This is a genomic window from Streptomyces sp. NPDC057445, assembly GCF_042802855.1.
Lineage (GTDB): Bacteria > Actinomycetota > Actinomycetes > Streptomycetales > Streptomycetaceae > Streptomyces.
Genome location: NZ_JBHVDH010000017.1, coordinates 57298 through 76249 on the forward strand (window position 1 = coordinate 57298; position 18952 = coordinate 76249).

At 67.2% G+C, this 18952-nt stretch carries 19 protein-coding genes and 1 pseudogene; 4 read left to right on the plus strand and 16 right to left on the minus strand.

Going from position 1 to position 18952, the window contains the following annotated elements; translation table 11 throughout:
* Window position 1: 1 nt before the first annotated feature.
* The 5 genes from ACFU5O_RS27785 to ACFU5O_RS27805 all read right to left on the minus strand — a co-directional run bounded on the left by ACFU5O_RS27785 (window position 2) and on the right by ACFU5O_RS27805 (window position 6034).
* Complete coding sequence (locus ACFU5O_RS27785; protein WP_384244699.1) at window positions 2-1144, minus strand: beta-ketoacyl synthase N-terminal-like domain-containing protein; 1143 nt, start codon at window positions 1142-1144, stop codon at window positions 2-4.
* Window positions 1141-2925, minus strand: coding sequence for an AMP-binding protein (locus ACFU5O_RS27790; protein ID WP_384244700.1), 1785 nt, complete (start codon window positions 2923-2925; stop codon window positions 1141-1143). The genes ACFU5O_RS27785 and ACFU5O_RS27790 overlap by 4 nt, the downstream gene beginning before the upstream one ends.
* Before the next feature lie 167 nt (window positions 2926-3092).
* Window positions 3093-3827, minus strand: coding sequence for a hypothetical protein (locus ACFU5O_RS27795; RefSeq protein WP_384244701.1), 735 nt, complete (start codon window positions 3825-3827; stop codon window positions 3093-3095).
* A gap of 139 nt (window positions 3828-3966) precedes the next feature.
* Entirely contained in the window at window positions 3967-4683 is a 717-nt protein-coding gene (locus ACFU5O_RS27800; RefSeq protein WP_384244703.1) for a uracil-DNA glycosylase family protein, read from the minus strand.
* Window positions 4684-4810: 127 nt separating this feature from the next.
* Window positions 4811-6034 (minus strand): class I SAM-dependent methyltransferase, encoded by a 1224-nt coding sequence (locus ACFU5O_RS27805; protein ID WP_384244704.1) that lies wholly within the window; start codon window positions 6032-6034, stop codon window positions 4811-4813.
* A gap of 293 nt (window positions 6035-6327) precedes the next feature.
* Here ACFU5O_RS27805 and ACFU5O_RS27810 point away from each other — a divergent pair, with 293 nt between their 5' ends.
* Window positions 6328-7797, plus strand: a complete 1470-nt coding sequence (locus tag ACFU5O_RS27810) for a peptide deformylase (protein ID WP_384244705.1) — start codon at window positions 6328-6330, stop codon at window positions 7795-7797.
* Window positions 7798-7916: 119 nt separating this feature from the next.
* Here ACFU5O_RS27810 and ACFU5O_RS27815 read toward each other — a convergent pair whose 3' ends face one another.
* The 6 genes from ACFU5O_RS27815 to ACFU5O_RS27840 all read right to left on the minus strand — a co-directional run bounded on the left by ACFU5O_RS27815 (window position 7917) and on the right by ACFU5O_RS27840 (window position 12251).
* A complete protein-coding gene (locus ACFU5O_RS27815; protein ID WP_384244706.1) occupies window positions 7917-8924 on the minus strand; it encodes a hypothetical protein in 1008 nt (335 codons plus the stop codon).
* Between the two features lie 120 nt (window positions 8925-9044).
* Window positions 9045-9911 carry a Scr1 family TA system antitoxin-like transcriptional regulator gene (locus tag ACFU5O_RS27820; RefSeq protein ID WP_384244707.1) on the minus strand — a complete coding sequence of 289 codons (867 nt, stop codon included), beginning with the start codon at window positions 9909-9911 and terminating at the stop codon, window positions 9045-9047.
* Between the two features lie 300 nt (window positions 9912-10211).
* Window positions 10212-10871: a hypothetical protein gene (locus ACFU5O_RS27825; protein ID WP_384244709.1), complete on the minus strand. Its 660-nt coding sequence runs from the start codon at window positions 10869-10871 to the stop codon at window positions 10212-10214.
* On the minus strand, window positions 10868-11068 hold the full coding sequence (locus ACFU5O_RS27830; protein ID WP_384244831.1) for a DUF5999 family protein: 201 nt from the start codon (window positions 11066-11068) through the stop codon (window positions 10868-10870). Before ACFU5O_RS27830 ends, ACFU5O_RS27825 begins: the two co-directional genes overlap by 4 nt.
* A gap of 68 nt (window positions 11069-11136) precedes the next feature.
* Window positions 11137-11592 (minus strand): DUF6415 family natural product biosynthesis protein, encoded by a 456-nt coding sequence (locus tag ACFU5O_RS27835; protein ID WP_384244710.1) that lies wholly within the window; start codon window positions 11590-11592, stop codon window positions 11137-11139.
* A 167-nt stretch (window positions 11593-11759) separates the two neighbouring features.
* Complete coding sequence (locus ACFU5O_RS27840; protein ID WP_384244711.1) at window positions 11760-12251, minus strand: ATP-binding protein; 492 nt, start codon at window positions 12249-12251, stop codon at window positions 11760-11762.
* A 166-nt stretch (window positions 12252-12417) separates the two neighbouring features.
* Here ACFU5O_RS27840 and ACFU5O_RS27845 point away from each other — a divergent pair.
* Window positions 12418-12594 (plus strand): annotated as a pseudogene (locus tag ACFU5O_RS27845) (XRE family transcriptional regulator); the annotation flags it as partial.
* On the opposite strand, the gene ACFU5O_RS27850 reads toward ACFU5O_RS27845, so the two are convergent.
* Window positions 12532-12831: a hypothetical protein gene (locus ACFU5O_RS27850; protein WP_384244836.1), complete on the minus strand. Its 300-nt coding sequence runs from the start codon at window positions 12829-12831 to the stop codon at window positions 12532-12534. The pseudogene ACFU5O_RS27845 and the gene ACFU5O_RS27850 sit on opposite strands and share 63 nt — an antisense overlap.
* An 84-nt stretch (window positions 12832-12915) precedes the next feature.
* On the opposite strand from ACFU5O_RS27850, the gene ACFU5O_RS27855 reads away from it, so the two are divergent.
* Together ACFU5O_RS27855 and ACFU5O_RS27860 are read left to right on the plus strand one after the other, a co-directional pair.
* Window positions 12916-13803 carry a hypothetical protein gene (locus tag ACFU5O_RS27855; RefSeq protein ID WP_384244833.1) on the plus strand — a complete coding sequence of 296 codons (888 nt, stop codon included), beginning with the start codon at window positions 12916-12918 and terminating at the stop codon, window positions 13801-13803.
* Entirely contained in the window at window positions 13800-14687 is an 888-nt protein-coding gene (locus ACFU5O_RS27860; protein WP_384244712.1) for an aminoglycoside phosphotransferase family protein, read from the plus strand. Before ACFU5O_RS27855 ends, ACFU5O_RS27860 begins: the two co-directional genes overlap by 4 nt.
* A gap of 33 nt (window positions 14688-14720) precedes the next feature.
* Here ACFU5O_RS27860 and ACFU5O_RS27865 read toward each other — a convergent pair whose 3' ends face one another.
* The 4 genes from ACFU5O_RS27865 to ACFU5O_RS27880 all read right to left on the minus strand — a co-directional run bounded on the left by ACFU5O_RS27865 (window position 14721) and on the right by ACFU5O_RS27880 (window position 18951).
* Window positions 14721-15248, minus strand: coding sequence for a hypothetical protein (locus tag ACFU5O_RS27865; protein ID WP_384244714.1), 528 nt, complete (start codon window positions 15246-15248; stop codon window positions 14721-14723).
* A 222-nt stretch (window positions 15249-15470) separates the two neighbouring features.
* A complete protein-coding gene (locus ACFU5O_RS27870) occupies window positions 15471-15908 on the minus strand; it encodes a hypothetical protein (RefSeq protein WP_384244715.1) in 438 nt (145 codons plus the stop codon).
* 416 nt (window positions 15909-16324) lie between these two features.
* Window positions 16325-18448, minus strand: coding sequence for a chromosome segregation protein ParM (locus tag ACFU5O_RS27875; RefSeq protein WP_384244716.1), 2124 nt, complete (start codon window positions 18446-18448; stop codon window positions 16325-16327).
* An 83-nt stretch (window positions 18449-18531) separates the two neighbouring features.
* The gene (locus ACFU5O_RS27880) at window positions 18532-18951 is read right to left on the minus strand and encodes a conjugal transfer protein TraB (RefSeq protein ID WP_384244718.1); all 420 of its coding nucleotides are present in this window, start codon (window positions 18949-18951) and stop codon (window positions 18532-18534) included.
* Window position 18952: the final 1 nt, after the last annotated feature.

An 18952-nucleotide genomic window follows, 5' to 3' on the forward strand; every position in this document is an offset into this window, starting at 1 on the left:
ATCAGCATTGGGAAGCTGCCTCCACGATCGCGACGGCGTTGATCCCGCCGAAGCCGAAGGCGTCGATCTGAGCGATGGTCAGGTCGCCGGATGCGGGGGTGCCCTGTACCAGGTCCAGCCCCGTGGCCTCGGGGATCGGGTCGGTGAGTCCCAGGACCGGGGGTACCGTGCCTTCCTTCATGGCGAGCACCGCCATCAGGAGGCTGAGGAGTCCCGAGCCGCCCAGGGTGTGGCCGGTCATCGCCTTGATGGCGGTCATCCGCGGACCGGTTCCGACGCCGTGGAAGATGCGGCTCAGGACGCTCGACTCCGTCGCGTCGTTGCGGGGGGTGCCGCTGCCGTGCAGCATCACCAGGTCGATGTCCTGCGCCCGTACCCCTGCTCTGCTGTAGGCGTCGATCACGGCGCTTGTGATGCCGTCGGGGTCGGGCGCGGTGGCGTGGTGGGCGTCGCAGTTCATGGACACACCGCGCACCCGGGCGTGCACAGGCCCGTGCCCGGTGCCGGCGCGCTGGACGACGACGGCCGCCGCGCCCTCACCCATCAGCATGCCCTTGTGCGTGGCGTCGAAGGGGTGCAGCGCGTCAGGGATGTCGTTCTGCACCCGGTCGAGCGTGCCGAAGCCGCTCTCGGTCGCGGCGTCGGTGCCCGCGACGACGACCGTGTCAGCCATTCCGAGCTCGATCATGTCGGTGGCCATGCCGAGCGCGCAAAGCGTGGCTGAGCAAGCGTTGGCGAAGGTGTACGTGGTGGACGCGCCGAAGGTCTCCTTCAGGGCGGTGCCGAAGTGCAGGTCCTCGAGGGCCACGTCCGCGTGGTCACGCCACCACAGTTCGAGGCTGCGCTGCTCGCGCATGGTGGTCCCGACCAGCACGGGTACGTGTGACAGGTCCTCGCCCAGGCCCGCGTCAGCAACTGCCTGACGAATAACGGTGGTGAGCCAGCGGGTGGCGCGGCGCGGGATGTCACCACCGCCCTCGGGCCGGTCGTCGATCTCGTAGGCGTAGGCCGCCCTGTACTTGTCGGGGGCGAACGCTCGCAGAGGCTTGCGGCTCTCCTGGCCCGCGCACAACGCGGCGAATATCTCCCGGGGGCTGGCACCGATGTTGGCGACGGCGGCCATGCCCGTAATGTCCCAGTTCACGGTTGTGCAGCCGCCTTCCTCAGCTCGAAGGCGGCCAGCTTCCCGGTCGACGTGGTCGGGAGCTCGTCGAGGAACTCCAGACGGGCGGGCCGCTTGTAGGCGGCAAGATCGCCACGGATCGCGGCGATCACCGCGCGCCGCACCACGGCCGTGTCGAATCCCGGCCGGGCCACCAGATACGCCACGGCCTGCTCCAGGCCGTTAGCATCGCGGCCGCCGACCACTACGCACTCCTGGACCCCTTCCGCACCGCGGATCACGCTCTCGATCTCACTCGGCACGACCTTGTAGCCGCCCAAGTTGAGCAGGTCATCGGCGCGGCAGAGATGAGTGAACGTGCCGTCCGGCGCCCGGCGCACCACGTCGCCGGTGTACGCGCCGCCGTCGGCGAAGGTGACCGCTGCGGCCTCCGGGCGGCCGATGTAGCCGAGGGCGACGGTCGGGCCGGCGATGTGCAGCCGGCCCTCCTCCCCGTCGGCGACGGGCGTGCCGTCCACAGCGCGGACGGTCGCGGTGATCCCGGGCACCGGGACCCCGAAGGTGCCCGGACGCTCTCTCCCCGGCGGCGTGCCGACGACTATGTAGAGCACCTCGGTAGCGCCGAGACCGTTGAGCACCTCGGCCTGGAAGGCGGTGCGGATCCGCTCGCTGAGCGGACCCGGCAGATTCTCGCCCGCCGCCACGCACAGCCGCACGGAGTCGGAGGCGAGCGCCGTCCCGGAAGCGTTCAGCAGCGCGGCGTACAGCCGTGGGACGGAGAACAGCACGGTGGGTTGGTGGCGCCGCATCGCGGCGGCGAGTGAGTGAACGTCGACCGGGCCGCGGATGAGCGCAACGCGGGAGCCGGCCGCCAGAGGGCACAGGACGGAACTGCCGAAGCCGTAGCCGAAAGACAGCCGGGCGGTGGACAGCACGGTGTCCTCGGGAGTCAGCGCCAGTACCGTGCCGATGCCGTCGGCCATGGCCGCGATCGCACCCGCCGAGTGCCGGACTCCCTTGGGCATGCCGGTGCTTCCGGAGGTGTACTGCACGAGCGCCTCACGCCCCGCACTCCACGCGGCCGGGGGCCCAGCCTCCTGCGGGCGGCGTACGGGGCCGGGCTCGGCCGTGGCCAGAGCGGCGCGGACGTCAGCGCCGGCGAACTGGGTTGTCGTCTCGAACAGCTCCTCCAGGGCACGTTGCCGCTTGGGGGCTGCGTCGAGGTGCACCATCGCGGCGGCGCAGTTCTCGGCGATGTAGCGGACCTCGTCGTCCGTGAGCATCGGGCTGATCACCACGGGGACGCAGCCGTGCCACCACAAGCCGAGGACGGCGACGACGGTCGCCACGGAGTCGTCGGCAACTAGGAGGCCGCGGGCACCCTCAGGCACTCCTGCTGCCCTGAGGGCGCCCGCGTACCCGCGGGCTGCATCCAGGAGGGCGGCGTAGGTGATCTCCCCCGCCAGGGGGTCGAGGTAGCTGGTTCTTTCACCCCGGCCGGCGAAGACATGACCCGCCACCAGGCGGTCGATCAGGTTGACCCCGTGGAGGCTTGTCGCACGCGTGCTGAGCACGGACACTGCGGCGTCCAGGCTGGTGAGGGCTGCCGCTTCTTCGGGGGACAGGGCTCCGAACTCGCGCTCGATCGCGGCCGCGATCGCAACCTTTTCCAGGGAGCTGATGCCGAGTTCCTCGTAGAACAGGGCACCGGACTCGATGTCGTCTTTCCCGACTTCGAGGACAGACGCCACGATCTCTCGCAGCCTGTCGAGGACTGTATCGATGGGTTCTGCATCGCGCACCGGCGGGGGTCCTTTCCGTATCTTCGTAGCCGAGAAGTGAGATCTGGTTGGAAAGAGAGCGACCCCGAAGACCTGCTTCGGCCCTTGTGCCGTTCGCCGGAACGCCGCTTTGTTCCGGTCGGGAATTCAAGAACGGGGTGGGGTGCCGCAGCGGTCAGCGGGAGTGCTTAGGCTTCCAGGCCGACCTCGCAGGGGAACGAGACAGAAACGCCCAGGGGTTCCTCCGTGAAGATGACCCTCTTGGAAATCGCGGACATGAAGCCGAGCTCGAAGATTGTGCCCTTTCCGACGTGGCCGCCGGGGTTGCATACGACGACAGCGTCGGCCTGCCTGAACGCGTCCATGTGCACGTACTTGTGCCGCCACGTGTCGCGGTCGTTCTTCAGGAAATCCTGGTAGTCGAAGAGGATGAAGTCGGTGCCCGCGGTTTCCGGCTTGATTCTTGTGCTGCGCGGGCTCAGCACTACGGTGCCGCTCTCGCGCAGATGGGCGATGGTGTCCTCGATGTACCCCAGAGATTGCTGGAAGCTGCCGCAGACAACAGCATTCCGGAATTCCCTCCGGATCAGGCCCTCCATCATGTCGTCCGATCCGCACGCGGACATGCCCGTTTTCAGGTAGAACTGCTCCAGCTCAGGCCCGACTATGTTGAAGTAGAGGCCGGTGTCGACATAGACGCTGTTGACCAGTGCGGCCGCATCCGGCTGCGGGAGCTGCTGAAAGATCCCGGTGGCGTACAGGCGCGTTGTCTTGTTGTCGACGACCTCGCTGACCTCCGCGAGTCCGGCGCATAACTCGCCGACGCTGTCTGCCAGCGCCTCGGGAGCGCGGCTGTCTTCGAACGCGAGCTGCTCCCTTTTGAGTAGTTTCAACTCGCCGCCCTGGGAGCGGTAAACGCTCACGCGTTCCGAGTTGAAATGGACCAGGACCCTGCCTTCTGTCGCCAATGTACTATTCTCCTTCTCGTTCCGGCGCGTTGGGAGCCTACGGCCTTCGTCGAATTAGCTGAGAGGTTGGCAAGCGTTCCGGAGGCCGCAACGACTAGTCGTCTTGTCCTCGGAAGGCGCTGAGGTACTTTTCGGCGAATTCTTCCTCTCTATCCCGGTTGTATTGGGTGATGAAGCGCGGGTGCTCCAAGGGCACGATCCTTTGGAAGAAGCGCTGGCCCTCGTTTACCTTCGAGAGGAACGCGAAGTTCTCGCCACTGCCGATGCAGTAGCACACCGAGGTGTCAGTTCCGAATTCCAGCTGGCGTTTCAGGGTGTCCACGAGGAAAGAGTGCAGGAGCTCCAGCAGCTTCTTGTTCTCGTAGTAGTTGCAGTTGACCTCGTTTCCCTTGGGGTTCGTTCTCACCAGGCCAAGGGGGCACACAAAACTCATGACGAAATCGGCATAGAACTTGTCGCGGCCCCCGTAGCGCCTGATGACGTCGTGCAGAAATCCGGCGGAAGGCCGGCTTACCGCATAGCCGTCGACATCGACTCCCGTTTCGCTTTCGAGGAGCTTGGCGTCTTCGAACGGGACCCCGGTCACGGCCGTGCCGCGTCGGGCGGGCGAGCTCCCCAGTACCAGACGGCGCGGCTTATCGTCGTCGTAGTACTTGTGGTAGAACGCGGTCGTCACCTCGCGGACGCGTTCCTTCTGGGGGCCGCTGAAGGGATTGATGACCGTGAATCCGGCGGGCAGTTCAAGCGTCGTTCCCGCGAGTTCCTCGTTGAACTGCAGGATCCGCTGGGCAACAGTCACTGGCCCGTTCATTGCAGAAGTCCTTCCTTCGTGCTGGTCACTCTGGACGGTCCGGTCGCGTCCGGCCGTCTGCGTTCAGCCTTCCCGCAGAACTGATGGGACGTCGCGAACGTGGCCGGCCGGAGTGGCGGCGGAATCGCTAGGCGGTGACAGCCGACAGGTAAATCTCGGTACTTGTTGGGACCATTCGGATATCTTTAAATCCAGCACAGTCGAGCTCCGCGCCAATCAGATTGGCTGTGTCCATCCCGCGATAGAGGTCGACGAACTCAGTGCCGGGGATGATCAGTCCCGGCACGACGCAGCCCCGCCGAGTATACAGAAATCCGTTGGCCACGGAGACGATAATCACCGCACCGGGCTTCAGCACTCTGTGCGCCTCTGAGGCCGCCGCGGACGTGTCAAAGAACGACGAGTTGTACGTCCTCAAGGACACATACAGATCGTAACTGTTCTCCGGCAGGGCAGACAGGTCTTCGGCGCTAGAGACGACAGTTCTCGACGAGGGAATGCGTCCGCCTATATTCGCAAGACCACTTTCCGCGATGTCAACAAAGGTGATCTGCGGGCAATCGGAAAACAAAGCCGCTGCTTCGTGACCGGCTCCGACACCGACGTTGAGGATGTTGACGGCAGACAGAGAACTTGTGGACGACCTCCTGTAAACCGACATGAAGTCGTCCATCCACCCCGAGTTGGCGGCACGGGCGTCGTACGCGTAGTCATAGGTGCCGTACTTCGCGTCAAAAGCTTCCGACAGTGCGTCGTTTACGGCGCGATCAGCCTCTTTGTACTCGATCCCATACCTCTGGCAGATCAGAGAAGCGAGCGAGAGCCTCCCCCTGTTCGCATTGACATCACTCCTGGAAAGCGCGAACCCCCTCGACCTCAGTCCGGTGGATACAGCTTCACTAATGCGATGTGTGGAGTAGTGGGGGTTGCACTCGATATTTTGCTCGCTCGCTGCGTAGAGGTCTCGGTTCTGCTCGAGGATCTCACGCTGTAGGTCGTCGGGGAAGCGTTGTACATGACCTCGTGCAGTGACGGGATCTTCATCGAGGTAACTCGTCAGCGCGGGGTCTGGCAGGCCGATGTAGACCCTGTCGATGCGCACTTCCTTCAAGAGCTCAGCGAGCTCAAACGACTGGTTTGCCGACAGGGTGTTGATCGTCAGATATGCGCTGTGTGCGCTGGATATTCCGAGTTCCTGCATCCTGCTCCGCAGAGTGCGATACCAGGATACGCCGCGGACTTCCCCCTCGAAGGCGGAGCAAGTCAATTCGTCGTGTTCAGACACGAGCGCAACGCCGACCCGCCGACCTGATTTCGACGCCCTTTGTGCGACGCGAATGGCGTAGTTCATCCAGTAGTTACTGTTCGGACTCATGTGGGCCTCTGTCCCTCGGCGGCAGTGCGCCTCCTGTTGGTTTGCAGAACCAAGCGGGTGATCACCTTCACGGGCGTCCTTCGTGGTGACACGGAACGTGAACTTCGGATGAGGTCGCCGTGACAACGGTTGGAGGACGACGAGCACGCCGTCCTGGAGATTCGCCGGGGCCGCTGCCTAGCACTATTGGGCTTCAACCGGGCAGGATGAGGCGACCATGAGGAGCGCTCACTCACGATCGTCAGCAACTCTCGGAGAGGAAAGCCACCTTGGAGAGGGAGGAGCGGGCTACGTTCGCTGCGGAACTCACGCACTGGCGCAGCGTGCGGGGCCTGTCGAAGGCAGCTCTCGCCCAGCGCCTGAACATCGACCCCTCGTACGTGAGCCACCTTGAGGCCGGCCGGGAACACGGCAGCTCCCAGCTCGCCCGCCGGGCGGACACCGAACTCGACGCTGGCGGAGCACTGTGGCGGGCATGGCAGCGCACCGACGCCTCCCCGCAGGCGGCCGAGCAGAACGACCCGCCGTCCGGCACCGGCCTGCTGGTCCTGGAGGACGAGGCGGCGCTCCGCTACGACGACGGACGCTTCCACCTCAGCATGCGCAGGCTCCTGCATAACAACGGCACCGAGCCCGTCACCCGCTACCTCGTACGAATCGCCGTCGACCGATACCCCTCCGAACCGGAACGGTCCAACGCCCTCTACCGCCGCAACCCTCTGACCTGGGAAGAACTCCAGCTCACGGCGCATTGCGCGGACGAGCCGATGGGCTGGACCGTCAAACACGACCGGGACGCGTTCAAGGAGGTGTGGCTCCAGTTCCAGAACCCAACGAGCCGCTGCCCTCTCTACCCCGGCCAGGAAGCCGAGATCTCCTACTCGTACTGCGTCGGCGCCGAGAAATGGGGTCCCTGGTTCCAGCGCGCGGTGCGACTGCCCACCCGGCGTCTGGCTGTGGAACTGTCTTTCCCCCGAGACAGTGAACCGTCCGTCTGGGGAACCGAGACTTCCATGAGCGCCGACTTCGCCCCACTGCGCACACCCCCACAGCGCACGGAACGAGGCGAGCACAGCGTCTTCTCCTGGGCCACCCTCGACCCTCCCCTGCACGCCCGCTTCCGCCTCGAATGGCGCCTGAAGAACGCAGCCGACGAGAAAGCGAACAACCCCGTGAGCACCCTGTCCGCGAGCCAGGCCATGGCCAACGCCGGCATCGTCCAGGACGGCGACCCCGTCCTCACCCGCGCTGCCCGTCCCTTCGACCTGCCCACCGAGGCTGAAGAGGCCCAGGAGGTCATCACCTCGCTGATGGACGCAGTCGGCCGCGTCCGCCAACTTCACACGTTCGGCAAGGGCATGGGCATCGCCGCCCCGCAGATCGGGATCGACCGCGCCGCCGCCGTCGTCTTCCCACCCGATGCAGCGACAGAGCCCATCGTGCTGCTGAACGCCCACGTCGCCGAGGCCTCCGAGGACGAGGACGAGCAGTACGAAGGCTGCCTCAGCTTCTTCGACGTCCGAGGACTCGTGCCTCGCCCGCTGAGCATCGTCGTCGCTCACAGCAGCCTCGACGGCTCCACCCACCTGTCGCGGTTCACCCACGGCCTGTCCCGGCTCGTCCACCACGAGGTCGACCACCTGGGCGGCGTGCTGTACCGCGAGCGCATGCGCTCGGGTGTGCAACCGATCCCTGTAGAGGAGTACCGCGGGACCGGCCAGCGCTGGACGTACGGCTGAGCAACAGCGTGGCGCGGTGAGCTTAGTGGCAGGCGTGAAGTCGGACATGCCCCCTTCTCGAAGGGCCCAAGGGGCAGAGGTGGGCTCGCCGAGCAGCGTGGAAGGGCGCCGGGCGCCGGTCAGTTCCTGTGGCAGCTCGATGGGCCGTTCGAGGGCGAGGACGTCGCGGGCCGGGGTGCGGTGGTCGCCGTCTCCGCTCCGGCCGCGGCCTTTGTGCTCGATGTCCCGGCACCGGGTCCCCGGCGGTCCCGACGACGGGGTGGCTGTTGTCGTCGCAGCCGCCGAGCAGCACGGGGTACCGGACCACGATCTCCCCCAGGCAACGGGCGTTGTCGGGCAGTACAACTGGGCCCTGTACCGCGAGCACGAGCATCTGTCGGTCCCGGGTCGTCGGCCTGCCCGGGCCGCAGTCGAGCGGGCGCGGTTTCCTCGTACCGCGGGGTGGCCTTCAGCTCGGTCCGGTACCGCCCCATGGTGGACTGCGCCAGGAACGAGCCGTCCAGCTCCCACGTCGGGAGAGACAGCTCGCGGACCGCGGAGGCGTGTTCTCGGCGAAGCTCGCGCTCTGCCTTCTTCAGCCGGGATACCTCCGCCCGCAGTTCCTCTGGTTCCGGGCGCCGGGTCTGCGGCGTCTCCAGAGTCTCCTTCACCGCCTGCGCCACCGGCGAGTAGTAGGAGGCGCGGGAGACATCGGCTTCGGTGCACACATTGACGATCGTGACCTTGCCGTCGGTGGTCTCGGACAGGTCGTGCGTCAGCCGTTCGAAGGCGTCCATCAACGCCTGGTCGATATCCGTCAGCGGACGACTGCCGTGGCGCAAGCGGCCGAAGGTCTGCCAGATCCTCAGGTCCGTTTCCTCGTTCATACGGTGTGCCAGCCTCCCTCGGGCTGTCGCGCGGTCCTTCTGCCGCATCTCCAGTACGGACAGGGCCTGGTCCCGTGCTGTTCGCAGCCGGGGGACGTGGATCGTGGATCGCCGGGCGCTGGGGCAGCTCAGGCACATGTTGTACAGCGGCAAGGGCCACCCTGCCGCCTTGGCGCGCTTTCGACAGACCGCCGTCCACGCTTGGTAGAAGCAGTCGTTGAGGAGGCCGGAGTGCAGGGTCTTGGCCAAGTGCTCCAGCATGGTGCGGAGCCGGGCGGGGGAGGCAACGACGCCGGGCAGGTCGCCCAGCTCGCGGCGGATACGCTCGAACTCGATCGAGATGCGCTCGGCGTAGACCCTGGCCCGCCGCAGGATGACGAGTCACCCCTGGGACAAAGCGGCTGCCGCACGGTTGATCCACGCGTAGCTCTCATCGGTGCTGAGGGCCGCGGCCGCGGCGCCGTTCAGGGCTTCGTGGATGGCGAGGGCGTGCTTCGGGCCGGTTTCGTAGGCGACGGACAGGCTGTCGTGGACGACAAGCCGATGGCCCCCTCCCATCACCAGTTCGCTTACGGACGCGGAGGGATGGGCCGGCCTGTCGAAGGGGAGCACGAGGATCGTTGCTGCATCGCGCTCAATCAGGTCTGCTAGATGGTTGAGTTGCCTGCTCATCACGTCGCGGCCGCCTAAGGGGCGCATGAGAACGGCTTCGTCCAGGAGCAGGGTCAGATGCTGGCCCTCGCCTGGACGCAGTGTGGGCACGGTCAGCGGAACGGGCGCGGGCCGGGTTGGGTCGAGGCGCATGAGTGCCTGCGACGCCATCTGGGCGTAGCCGGGAACCTGAAATGCACGGGGAATCCAGAAGCGAGTGTGAAAGCAGATCGCGGTGGCTGCGTACTCACAAAGGGCCAGCCGGGCTCGCGCCCCCGGGTGGGGGTCTAGGCACTTGTGGCGTCGCCAGCTCTCGCTCTGGGGCAGTAGTTGTTGGATCGCCGGGCCATGCATGGGATCGGCGACGCCGTACATGGGCAGAAGGGCCTTCAGGACGGCGGGAGGCATCGGGATCTCGGCGCGCTCCATCTGGCTTAGGGCCGCGGGCGTACAGCGTAGGGGGAACGCGACGCTGCGCAGTGTCTGCGAGCTGTGTCCCCTGAGCGCTCGGAGGTAGAGGCCCACCACGATGGCGCCGGGGGAAGGCGCGTCGTCGAATGCTGTCGATGGCGTCTGGTCGGTCAGGTGCTGCATCATCACGACGGGTCCACGGGGTCAGGGCCACACGCGCGGATGTGGCCGGGATTGCGTGCCGTGGTGGCCGGAAGGAGGAGTGCCGATCACCACGGAGGGGGTTACCTCCTCGCCGGCACGGGGGTGAACCGGCGGCGCGGAGGGTGTCTGTTCCTTGAGGTGTGCGAGCGGTGAGGGGCCAGGACGGGGATTGCGGGTAGCTATGGAGAGTGCGGAACACTGAGTGGTCAGCCCCCGCGTCGAGGTGTGTGCCGCCCGACGGACCGGGCCAGGGGGAGGGACATCCGGTCCGCCGGACGGGGTTCAGTGCGCGGCCGCGGCCGCGAGTTCGTCCAGTTCGACGGGGGTGCACCCGTGCAGGGCGACGACATCCCGGGCGGCGAGAGTCCAGCGCAGGCGCGGATCGTCGAGTCCGACGAACTCAAGTTCTCGGCCGCGCTCGGCGGGGAGCGGCTGAAGAGTCTGGGAGTCGTAGACGATGCCCGCCACGCCCCAGGGAGGTGCGTACTCCACCCGCGCTGCTACCCAGCCCTTGCGTAGATGAGGGCAGAGCCGCACGGCTTCGGCCGCGCACGCCTCGTGCACGGGCGGCACGGCAGTCTTCTCACCCTCGCGGATCGGCTGTCCCTTCGCGCCACGCATGAGGAAGAGGTGCCGACCGCCGCTGTGAGTGAAGGTGGATTCGCCGCATATCTGGCAGAGCATGTGGTTCATGCATTGGCGCTGCCGCAGAGCGTGAACACTGGCGAGGTACGGCTCTCCGATACCGCGGACGACTGGCATCCGCACCCACAGCACGCCATCCCGGCGGTCGGCCCTGGGATCCTCGTCCGGGTACCCGATGCCGTCGCCCGTGAGGCTCGGGCGTCGCTCGATGGGGTACTGGCGTTGGTCTTCTCGGGACCAGCGCGCGATGAACGGGACACGCATGCCTCGCCAGTGGAACTGGCGTACGCCGCTCATGACGGCATGCTTTCCGTCGGGATGGGTCGGTGGGGGGTAACGACTTGTCCCTCTGGGAGCAGTTCGCCTGTTTCGTCGAAGAGCAGGACTCCATTGCACAGCAGCGCCCACCCCTGCACGCTGCGGCGTGTGAGGACGACCGCCGCTTCACGGTCTGGCGCGTCCGGCGAAGGACACGGCGGCCGGTGCTGGCACATGAGCCCCTTCCTCTCCATCTCGCGTCCTGGCCCCTTTCGAAGCTGGGCTGGGGCAACTGGCTTGCTGGTCATTCGGCGTCCTTGACTTCCCGAGCAGCGATCAGTAGCTCGAGCAGCTCCCAAGTGACACGGGCCAGCCGGCGGGTCAGGCCAAGGGCCGACGGGCAGTCGCTGGGAAGCAGCTCGTCATGGACGGCACGGGCTTGTTCAACCGCGTCCTCGATCGTCTTTGTCGTGGGGCGACGCGTGTCCGAGACGGCGATGTTGACTAGCTGCAGCAAGGTTCCCCTCAGCGACTCAGTGAGTTCGGGTGTCTCGTGTGGCTGCGGAGTGTGGTCGCCCAGAACACGATCTAAGAGATCGAAGACGGCGTTCGGGTCGAATGGTGTCCATGAAGACTTCAGGGCCTGCAGTACAAGCGCCAGCTGTTCCACGTTCAAAGGAGACTCCACGCGCTCAGCCGGCATGGGGTGTCCGGGACGGCCCGGCGGCAGCCCGAGTGGTGCGAGTGTGCTGATGGTCATCGACATGCCTCCTCATGGGGAGCGGGGTGGGCGGGCGCTGTCAGCGCCAGCGCTGGTGACTCGGTGGGATCTGCCGATGGCCCCACCGGGTGCTCATATCGCCACCGGAGCCAGACGGCCACGACAGGAGAAGGGCCAAGCGGCACTGTTCGTAAGCAAGTGGGCTCTCATCGGTGGATCTCCTCGTGCTGCTCGTCGAGGGGGACCGGCTCGGCGATGAAGACCCACATGTCCTTGCCGTTAGTGGTCCCTGACACGGACGAGTCATCGACCAGAGCATGCACAAGGGCCAAGCCGCGACCGCTCTCATCGAGCGGTCTTGCCGACACCGGCGCTGGCGTGTAGGGGTCCGCGTCGCGGACAATCGCGGTGACCCCGTCGCGCACGTGCTGGACGAGAAGGCTTGCATTTCGACGCCCGTGGACATCGGGCCGGGCATGCTCCAGCACGTTCGTCAGTAGCTCGTTGACGGCAAGCAGCACACGATCGGACGTCCCGTTGCTGACGTTCCACCACCGAAGATGCTCGCGCACGATATGTCGCACCCTCGCCAGATGCGGCGCCTCTACGCAGAAGCGCATGTCAAGTTGGCCGAGGCTGGTTCTGGTGATCGCGCGAACCGGATCACCCGTGCCAGCGGGATTGAGAAGTGCGCTCATCGCGATACTCCGTTCCCTTGCTCCGAAGGCCCTGCATAAGGCGACGGTTGCGGTGTGTACTGAGACCAAACCGATCAGCAACCATTGAGGCAGAGCACGTCGGGCGCGTGCAGATTCTGATGCCGAGAGTCGGAGAGTTCGGCATCACGAGGGATGGGAACGGGACATGCCGCAGCCAGAGAAGCCTCTCGACCCCGGGGCATCTCCCCAGGAGTGGTTCGGGTACGAGGTGCGTCAGAGGCGGAAGGCGGAGGGCCTGTCAGCGCGGGAACTTGGACGATTAGTCCTGGTCAGCGGCGACATGATCTTGTCCATTGAGAAGGGTAAGTATCCCTCTTGCCAGCGTGAGCTGGCCCGTCGGCTCGATGAGATCCTCGCGACGGATGGCGTTCTGGAACGGGCATGGCCGATGGTCTTCGACCGCCGCGATGCCGACAGAAAACGCCCTGATGCCGATAAGCGCTTCCACAGCCGACAGGAGAAGGCCGTTCAGGTGCGGACAGGCCGCATCCTGGACAGAGACGAAGTAACTCCTCGCCTTGGGAGCCAAGAGCCTGTGGACCGACGCGCGTTCCTCCAAGCGACCAGCCTGGCTGCCCTCGCCCCCATAGACCCACGGCTCCTGACACTTCCTGAAACCGTTGGCTCCAGCCACATTGAGCAGGTGCTGGACGTCGCCACCACCATCAGCTGCTGGGACAACAAGTACGGAGGCGGCGGCATGGTCCGAGACGTCGCCGCCCGAGCCATGCAGTGGGCCGCCGGGCTTCTCCAGGCTCAGAGCCCGCAGCAGCTGCGTCCCGCCCTCTTCACCGCCGTCTCAAGGCTCGGCATCGTCGTGGGCGCCTCCGCTTTTGACACCTACGAGCACGACAACGCCACCCGCAACTTCAAGCTCGCGGCTGACTGCGCGGAGGAGGCCGGAGACTGGCACCTGCGCGCCAAGACCTACAGCTACCTGGCCCGTCAGTCCGTATGGATCGGCCAGCCTGACGACGGGCTCACCTACGCCGAGAAGGGACTGGTCCGCTCGGACCGGCTCACCGCCACCGAACGGGCCATGCTCCACACCGCCCGCGCCAGGGCCTTCGGGAAGATGGGCAATGTGCGCGACTGCATGGCCGCAGTAGGGGAAGCCGACGACGCGTTTACGCAAGCCCAGCCGTCCGAGGACCCGCCGTGGATGGCGTACTACGACGAAGCCCAGCACAATGGCGACACGGCACATGCGCTGTTCGACCTCGCCATCCTCGCCAGCCAGGACCCTGGCCGCGCAGCGCGCCGCTTCGACGCCGCGGTGCAGGGCCACGCGGATGCCTTCAAACGCTCACGGGCGATCTCCCTCACCAAGCTGGCCGCGCTCATCATGGCTAAGGGCGATCCGCGGCAGGCAGCAGCAACTGGGCACGAAGCTCTGGACGAAGTCGGCCGTCTCACCTCACGGCGGGCCGCCGACGACCTTCGCCAGCTCGGAGCGTTCGCGTCCAAGCACCCCACCGTCGGGGCAGCGGTGGTCCTGCGTGAGCGCATCGCCACTACCGTCTCAGCATGACGACTTCGGCCGCAGCGCCCGCGCGCGACACCTTGGAGCACGCCTGCCGGGCCGTCGGCCTTGACGCCGACGGCGCTGAGCCCGTACGGCTGGCAGAGAACCAGATATGGCGACTGCCAGGCTCACGAGTGGTCGTTCGTATCGCCCGAGCCGGGCAGAGCCCGGCGACCCACCGCGAAGTGCGCGTCGCGCGCTGGCTCGCAGAAAACGGCTTGCCTGCCGTGCGTCTGGCCGACGTAGCACAGCCCGTCGAGGCCGACGGCCGCCCGGTCACGTTCTGGGAGGAACTTCCGCCGCACGAACAGGGCAGCCATATCGATGTCGCCCTGTTGCTGCGGCAGCTCCACGACCTGCCGCCCCCTGACCTCGAGCTTGGAAACTTGGATCCCTTCGTCCGCGTTGCCGAGCGCCTGCAGGCAGCCACGACCCTCAGCGGCGCTGACCGTGCGTGGCTCCAAGGCCTGTACCAAGACCTTGCCACAGCGTGGACGGATCGTCCCGCAGGACGACCCGACTGCGCTGTGCACGGTGACGCCTGGCCGGGCAACCTCATTCGCACGACCAATGGCCCACTGATGATCGACCTGGAACGCTTTTCACTCGGCCCTCCGGAGTGGGACTTGGTCTCCACCGCGGTACGGGCACGAACTACTGGGGCGGTCACCGCATCTGAGTACGACGAGTTCTGCGCCGCCTACGGATACGACGTCACCGAGTGGCCCGGCTACACCGTCTTCGCCGCGGCCAGGGAGCTCCGCATGGTGACCTATGCGGCTCAGCACGCGGCGGTCCATCCGGACTGGGCCAGCCAGGCCCAGCACCGCGTCGACTGCCTCCGAGGCCGCCACGGATCTCGCCCCTGGAACTGGAGAGGGATCATGTAGCCCGTGCCTTCGACAGCAGGCCGGCGACGCTGCTTAACCGGCGTCGGCAGGGGGTGCGGTCGGCACGAGAGGCAACGGTGTCGCCTGGGAGGCATCGTGGATCCGCGCGGCGTCCACCAACTGCTGGGCAGCGGCGAGGATGGAGGCAGCCTTCTCCGTCTGAGGCTCGGGCCAGATGACGCCGACGGCAAACTCTTGGGCTTGCGCGGAAAGCGTTAGTGCGACGAAGGCCAGCCACTCGGCGGCAGAGGCGACCTGCTGGTAGTCCTCGCGGCACGGGCACGGCGAAGCGGAATTGGTGCAGGGAGGCAGATAGCCGCTGCCACCGCAGAAAGTGCAGCCGCCGTCGGCGGCCGGGTTCAGGCACCACTCCAGGCGGCAGGCTTCGCAGCGGGCGGCATCCGCACGGTCGTCCGTACCGGGGATAGGCACGCCGAACTCGACGACGCGAGCGCTGCCACAGGCGGGACACACACGTGTGAACGGCACGGCATCCTGCGGCAGCACTTCCCCTGCGTGGACGCAGGCGCTGCACAGGTCCTGCGTGACGGCGTTGGGCACCCAGCGGCATCCGCCCGGGCAGGCATGGTTGTCGGTGCACCCGCACCGGTAGCAGCGGGGGCCCTCGTGTTCTGCCGCGGTGAGGACCGGGTGGAGGTCGGTGTCGGGTCGGTCGTGCTGCGGTTCCATGTGTGTCTCCTGACAAATGTCTCGACGACAAGTAGGGGCGGGTAGTGCGGGTCCGGATAGGCGCAGCCGCGGCGGCCAGGCCCAGGCGGGGGTTTACAGGCCGCGGGCATCAGCGAGGTCAGCGGCCCGGTCGACCATGCGGGTCGGGACGTGGCCGGAAGCGAAGGCGTCGTTGAAGGACGGCACAGAGTCGACGTCGTTGCCGAATTCGCGCCCAATGGTGTCCAGCAGCAGGTTCATGGCGGCGCTCTCCAGGTTCTGGTCGCCGCGGGCTTCGACGTGGATGGCGCCGTAGAGGCAGCGAGCGCCTTCTGTGTCGATGAGGGCCCCGGTGCACCAGCCGCCGGTGATCAGGCGGTAGTAGGCGCGCTGGAGCAGCGCGGCGACCGGGGTCGGATGCAGCTTGGGCAGCGGCTGCCGGGCCGGGGTGAGCGGGAGAGCGACGATGCGGTTGAGGTCGAGGGGCTCGGCGGGGATGTGTGCGGTGCGGACCTCGTACGCCACGGCGGCTTCCTCGAGTGCCACGGTCATTGCGGCGTCCGTTGCGGCCATGCGGGCCTCGAGGGATGGTTCGGCAGGCGGTGTGTTGCTCGTGGAGGCTGGATTGGGTGGGGTGTGGGCGATGCGTGGCGGCATCGGTGTCTCCTCGCAGGGAGTCGAAGGGTGAGTGAGGGGGGCGGTCTTCGACGTCGGCGGTGTGGCGTCTAGGAGCTGGGCATCCAGCCGCTGACAGTGCCGATCGCACCGGTGATGACGGGGCAAGGCTGCCGAGGCGAGGGCGGGCCAGATACACACGGCGCCCTCCCTGAGCAGGGCGGCAAAGACGATGCCGAGCAGTAGGGCAGCGGAGATGGTGATGGCCACGGGTGTGGTTCCTTGCCGGAGTGCTGAGCGGCACAAGAGCCAGGGGCCGCCCGTCCGCGGGACGGGGCCCGCAGGGGGGTGACTCAGGCGCCAGTGAGGTTCCTGATGGCCGCGAGCGCCTGGCTGGGCGAGGTGACGGCGTCCTGGCGCTCCTCGCTGCCGCCGCCGCTCTCCCGGCTGCGGTTGCCGCCGCCCCGGCGGGGCCGGGCGTCTTCGTCGTCCTCGCCCTCGTTTTCGGGCGCAGGGCCGAACTCGCCGGGCTCGGGGGGCCGGTTCCAGTCGCCCCACAGGCCGCGCTTCTCCAGCTCGCGGATCTCGTATTCGGTGAGCTGGTAGACCTCGTCGGGGAAGAGGTGGGCGAGGTCCGTGTCGAAGTCGGCGTACAGGACCCGCAGCAGCACGGCGCGGCCGTTGTCGAGGATGATGACGGCGACGCCGCCCGTGGAGGCGCCGTTCTCCGGGTCAGCCTCCCCGGTCATGGCCCGCTCGATGGCGGAGCCTTCCTGGCGGGAGTAGCGGGCCGGGATGGTCGGCACGTCGTAGGGGTTCTCCATGGTGCCTTCCGCGGCCTTGCGGGTGGCGCCGGGGCTGCCCATGTTGAAGATGACGGGGCGGGAGTTCTGGCGCAGGTTGTCCTTCATTTCGGTGGAGAACCCGTTGTGCGCGAACGGTGACTGGCCGGCTGGCTTGAAGCCGATGCCGTACTTAAGGCCGGTGACGGTGAGGTCGTCGCCGTTGGTCTGGATGTCCTGCCCGCACAGGGTGTCCTGGGTCGCGGTCATGAATTCGTCCGCGTAGACGGACAGCAGGCGGTAGGGGCAGCGCGGGTCGCCGGGCTTGTAGTCGTGTGGCTTGCCGTCGTGTGGCCAGGGCATCTCCGCGCGGATCTCGCACAGTGCCTTCGCCGCGCGCAGTTGCCGGGCCATGAACAGGGCGGTGGAGCCCTGCCGGTCGATGTACTGGCCCAGTGTGGTGGTCTTTTCGTCCTTGCGGACGGTGGACAGCCACACCACGGCCCCCGCCAGGGATTCGGCCGCCATGGAGATGGCGAAGTACTGCGTCTTGCCCGAACGGGAGACACCGAGGACGAGGCCGTGGCAGGCGGCGTTCTTGTCGTGCTGCCAGACCATGTTCTTCACCGGCTGCCCGGTGATGGTGAAGCCGCACACGTACATGCCCTTGGCGTCCGGGGTGAGCAGCTCGCGGGTGGCGGGGAAGATCTGGCTCAGTGGCGGGGTGTCGAAGGCGCTGATGAGGAACTCGGCACCGTCGGCGAGCAGGAACACGCGACTGTCGTCTTCCTTGATGCCCAGGCCTCGGCAAACTTTGGCCAGGTTGACGCGGAGCACGGCGGTGGCATCGGTCAGCTTGGCTCGGTAGAACGTCACGCCCCGCTCGTGGTCGCGCCTCTTGCTGACCAGGACCGAGCCGGGCGCGCCGCCCTTGGGGCCGCCGATGCGGTCGGCCCATCGCTCCTTGTCGGTGGGCTTCTCGCGGCGGCGCCGGTTGGCGTCGGGGGTGATGTGGGCTTCTAGCCAGCCGGGGCCGCCTTGCCGCCCGGGATGGGGGGTGACCGGTGTGAGCGACACGTCGCTCTCGTCGACATCACCGAATGCTGCGGCGACGTCGGCCTCCGACAGGCCGGTGATCGGCCGTCCGGGTTCTGAGGCCCGCAGGAGCACGGTCAGGTCGTGCTGCATGGAGGGGTGCCGGTGGGCGGCGACGATGTGGGTGCGCCCGGGCATCCCGGCCCGCGCCCACAGCATCCGCGCCTTCCGGGTGAGCTGGTCAGCTCCGTCATCCGGCACGACCAGGGTGGCCTTGGGGCGGCTGGGGGGCAGCTGCGGGGCCGGGGTGGCGAGGGCGGGGCGGTGGCCGCGGCGGGAGTGCCGGGAGAGGGGCAGCACGAGGCAGCCTGCCGCGGCCCACACTGCGGCAAGTCCCGCGTCCCAGCCCCAGCCGGGGGTGTACTGGGCGGCCACGTCGACGACGGTGCCGAGGGTGAGTGGAGACCCGCGCAGGATCTTCCGGCCCGCGCCTTCGCGGCCCTTGAATGCGAGGATCATGCCGCCGATCCCGGCGGCGCCGGCCAGCAGGACACCGGTGTTCACGGCGCCGTCCGGGCAAGCGTTCGGGACGGCGGCGAGTACCGGCGCGGCAAGGGTGTAAGCGAGGCGTTCGAGCACGACACTGCGCGGCGTGGACACCGGAGATTCCTCCTCTTCGAGAGCGGGTGAGGGCGGCCCCGGCGTTGTGCTGGTGGCCGCCCTCACGGAGCGGGGTTAGGAGCTCAGCGGGTGAAAAAGCCAGGCCGGGGCGTCCTCTCGCGGCGGGTGGAGCGGATGTCATCCAGGGCGCCGTACAGCTTCGAGTGGGTGCTCTTGGTCTGGTACGTGAGGTCGGCAGCCTCCTGCGCAGTGCCCGTGAGCTTGCGGACCTGAACGGCAGCACCTCCCAGGGCGACGGCCACATGGTTCGACAGCTCCACGAACTTCTTGTCGAGTTCGGCGCCTTCAATGGCACCGGCGAGGCCGGCAGCGCGGTTGGCGTTGGCCCGCATGTCGCGGAGCAGGTCGTCGAGTTCGAAGGCGGCGTCGTCGATCGCCATGCCGAGCGTTTTCAACTTGGCCTGGACGGACTTGTAGCGGTTGTCGCCGTCGCCCGGCACGGGCGCCGTGCGGCTGGTATCGCGTTCGAGGTCGCTGTCCATC

Excerpts from the sequence above, each read along its gene's own strand:
- ACFU5O_RS27800 (WP_384244703.1), bottom strand. The coding sequence starts at position 4,683 with ATGAACGGGCCAGTGACTGTTGCCCAGCGGATCCTGCAGTTCAACGAG.
- ACFU5O_RS27805 (WP_384244704.1), bottom strand. The coding sequence starts at position 6,034 with ATGAACTACGCCATTCGCGTCGCACAAAGGGCGTCGAAATCAGGTCGG.
- ACFU5O_RS27815 (WP_384244706.1), bottom strand. The coding sequence starts at position 8,924 with ATGCTGGAGCACTTGGCCAAGACCCTGCACTCCGGCCTCCTCAACGAC.
- ACFU5O_RS27820 (WP_384244707.1), bottom strand. The coding sequence starts at position 9,911 with ATGATGCAGCACCTGACCGACCAGACGCCATCGACAGCATTCGACGAC.
- ACFU5O_RS27825 (WP_384244709.1), bottom strand. The coding sequence starts at position 10,871 with ATGAGCGGCGTACGCCAGTTCCACTGGCGAGGCATGCGTGTCCCGTTC.
- ACFU5O_RS27830 (WP_384244831.1), bottom strand. The coding sequence starts at position 11,068 with ATGTGCCAGCACCGGCCGCCGTGTCCTTCGCCGGACGCGCCAGACCGT.
- ACFU5O_RS27835 (WP_384244710.1), bottom strand. The coding sequence starts at position 11,592 with ATGACCATCAGCACACTCGCACCACTCGGGCTGCCGCCGGGCCGTCCC.
- ACFU5O_RS27840 (WP_384244711.1), bottom strand. The coding sequence starts at position 12,251 with ATGAGCGCACTTCTCAATCCCGCTGGCACGGGTGATCCGGTTCGCGCG.
- ACFU5O_RS27860 (WP_384244712.1), top strand. The coding sequence starts at position 13,800 with ATGACGACTTCGGCCGCAGCGCCCGCGCGCGACACCTTGGAGCACGCC.
- ACFU5O_RS27870 (WP_384244715.1), bottom strand. The coding sequence starts at position 15,908 with ATGACCGTGGCACTCGAGGAAGCCGCCGTGGCGTACGAGGTCCGCACC.
- ACFU5O_RS27880 (WP_384244718.1), bottom strand. The coding sequence starts at position 18,951 with ATGGACAGCGACCTCGAACGCGATACCAGCCGCACGGCGCCCGTGCCG.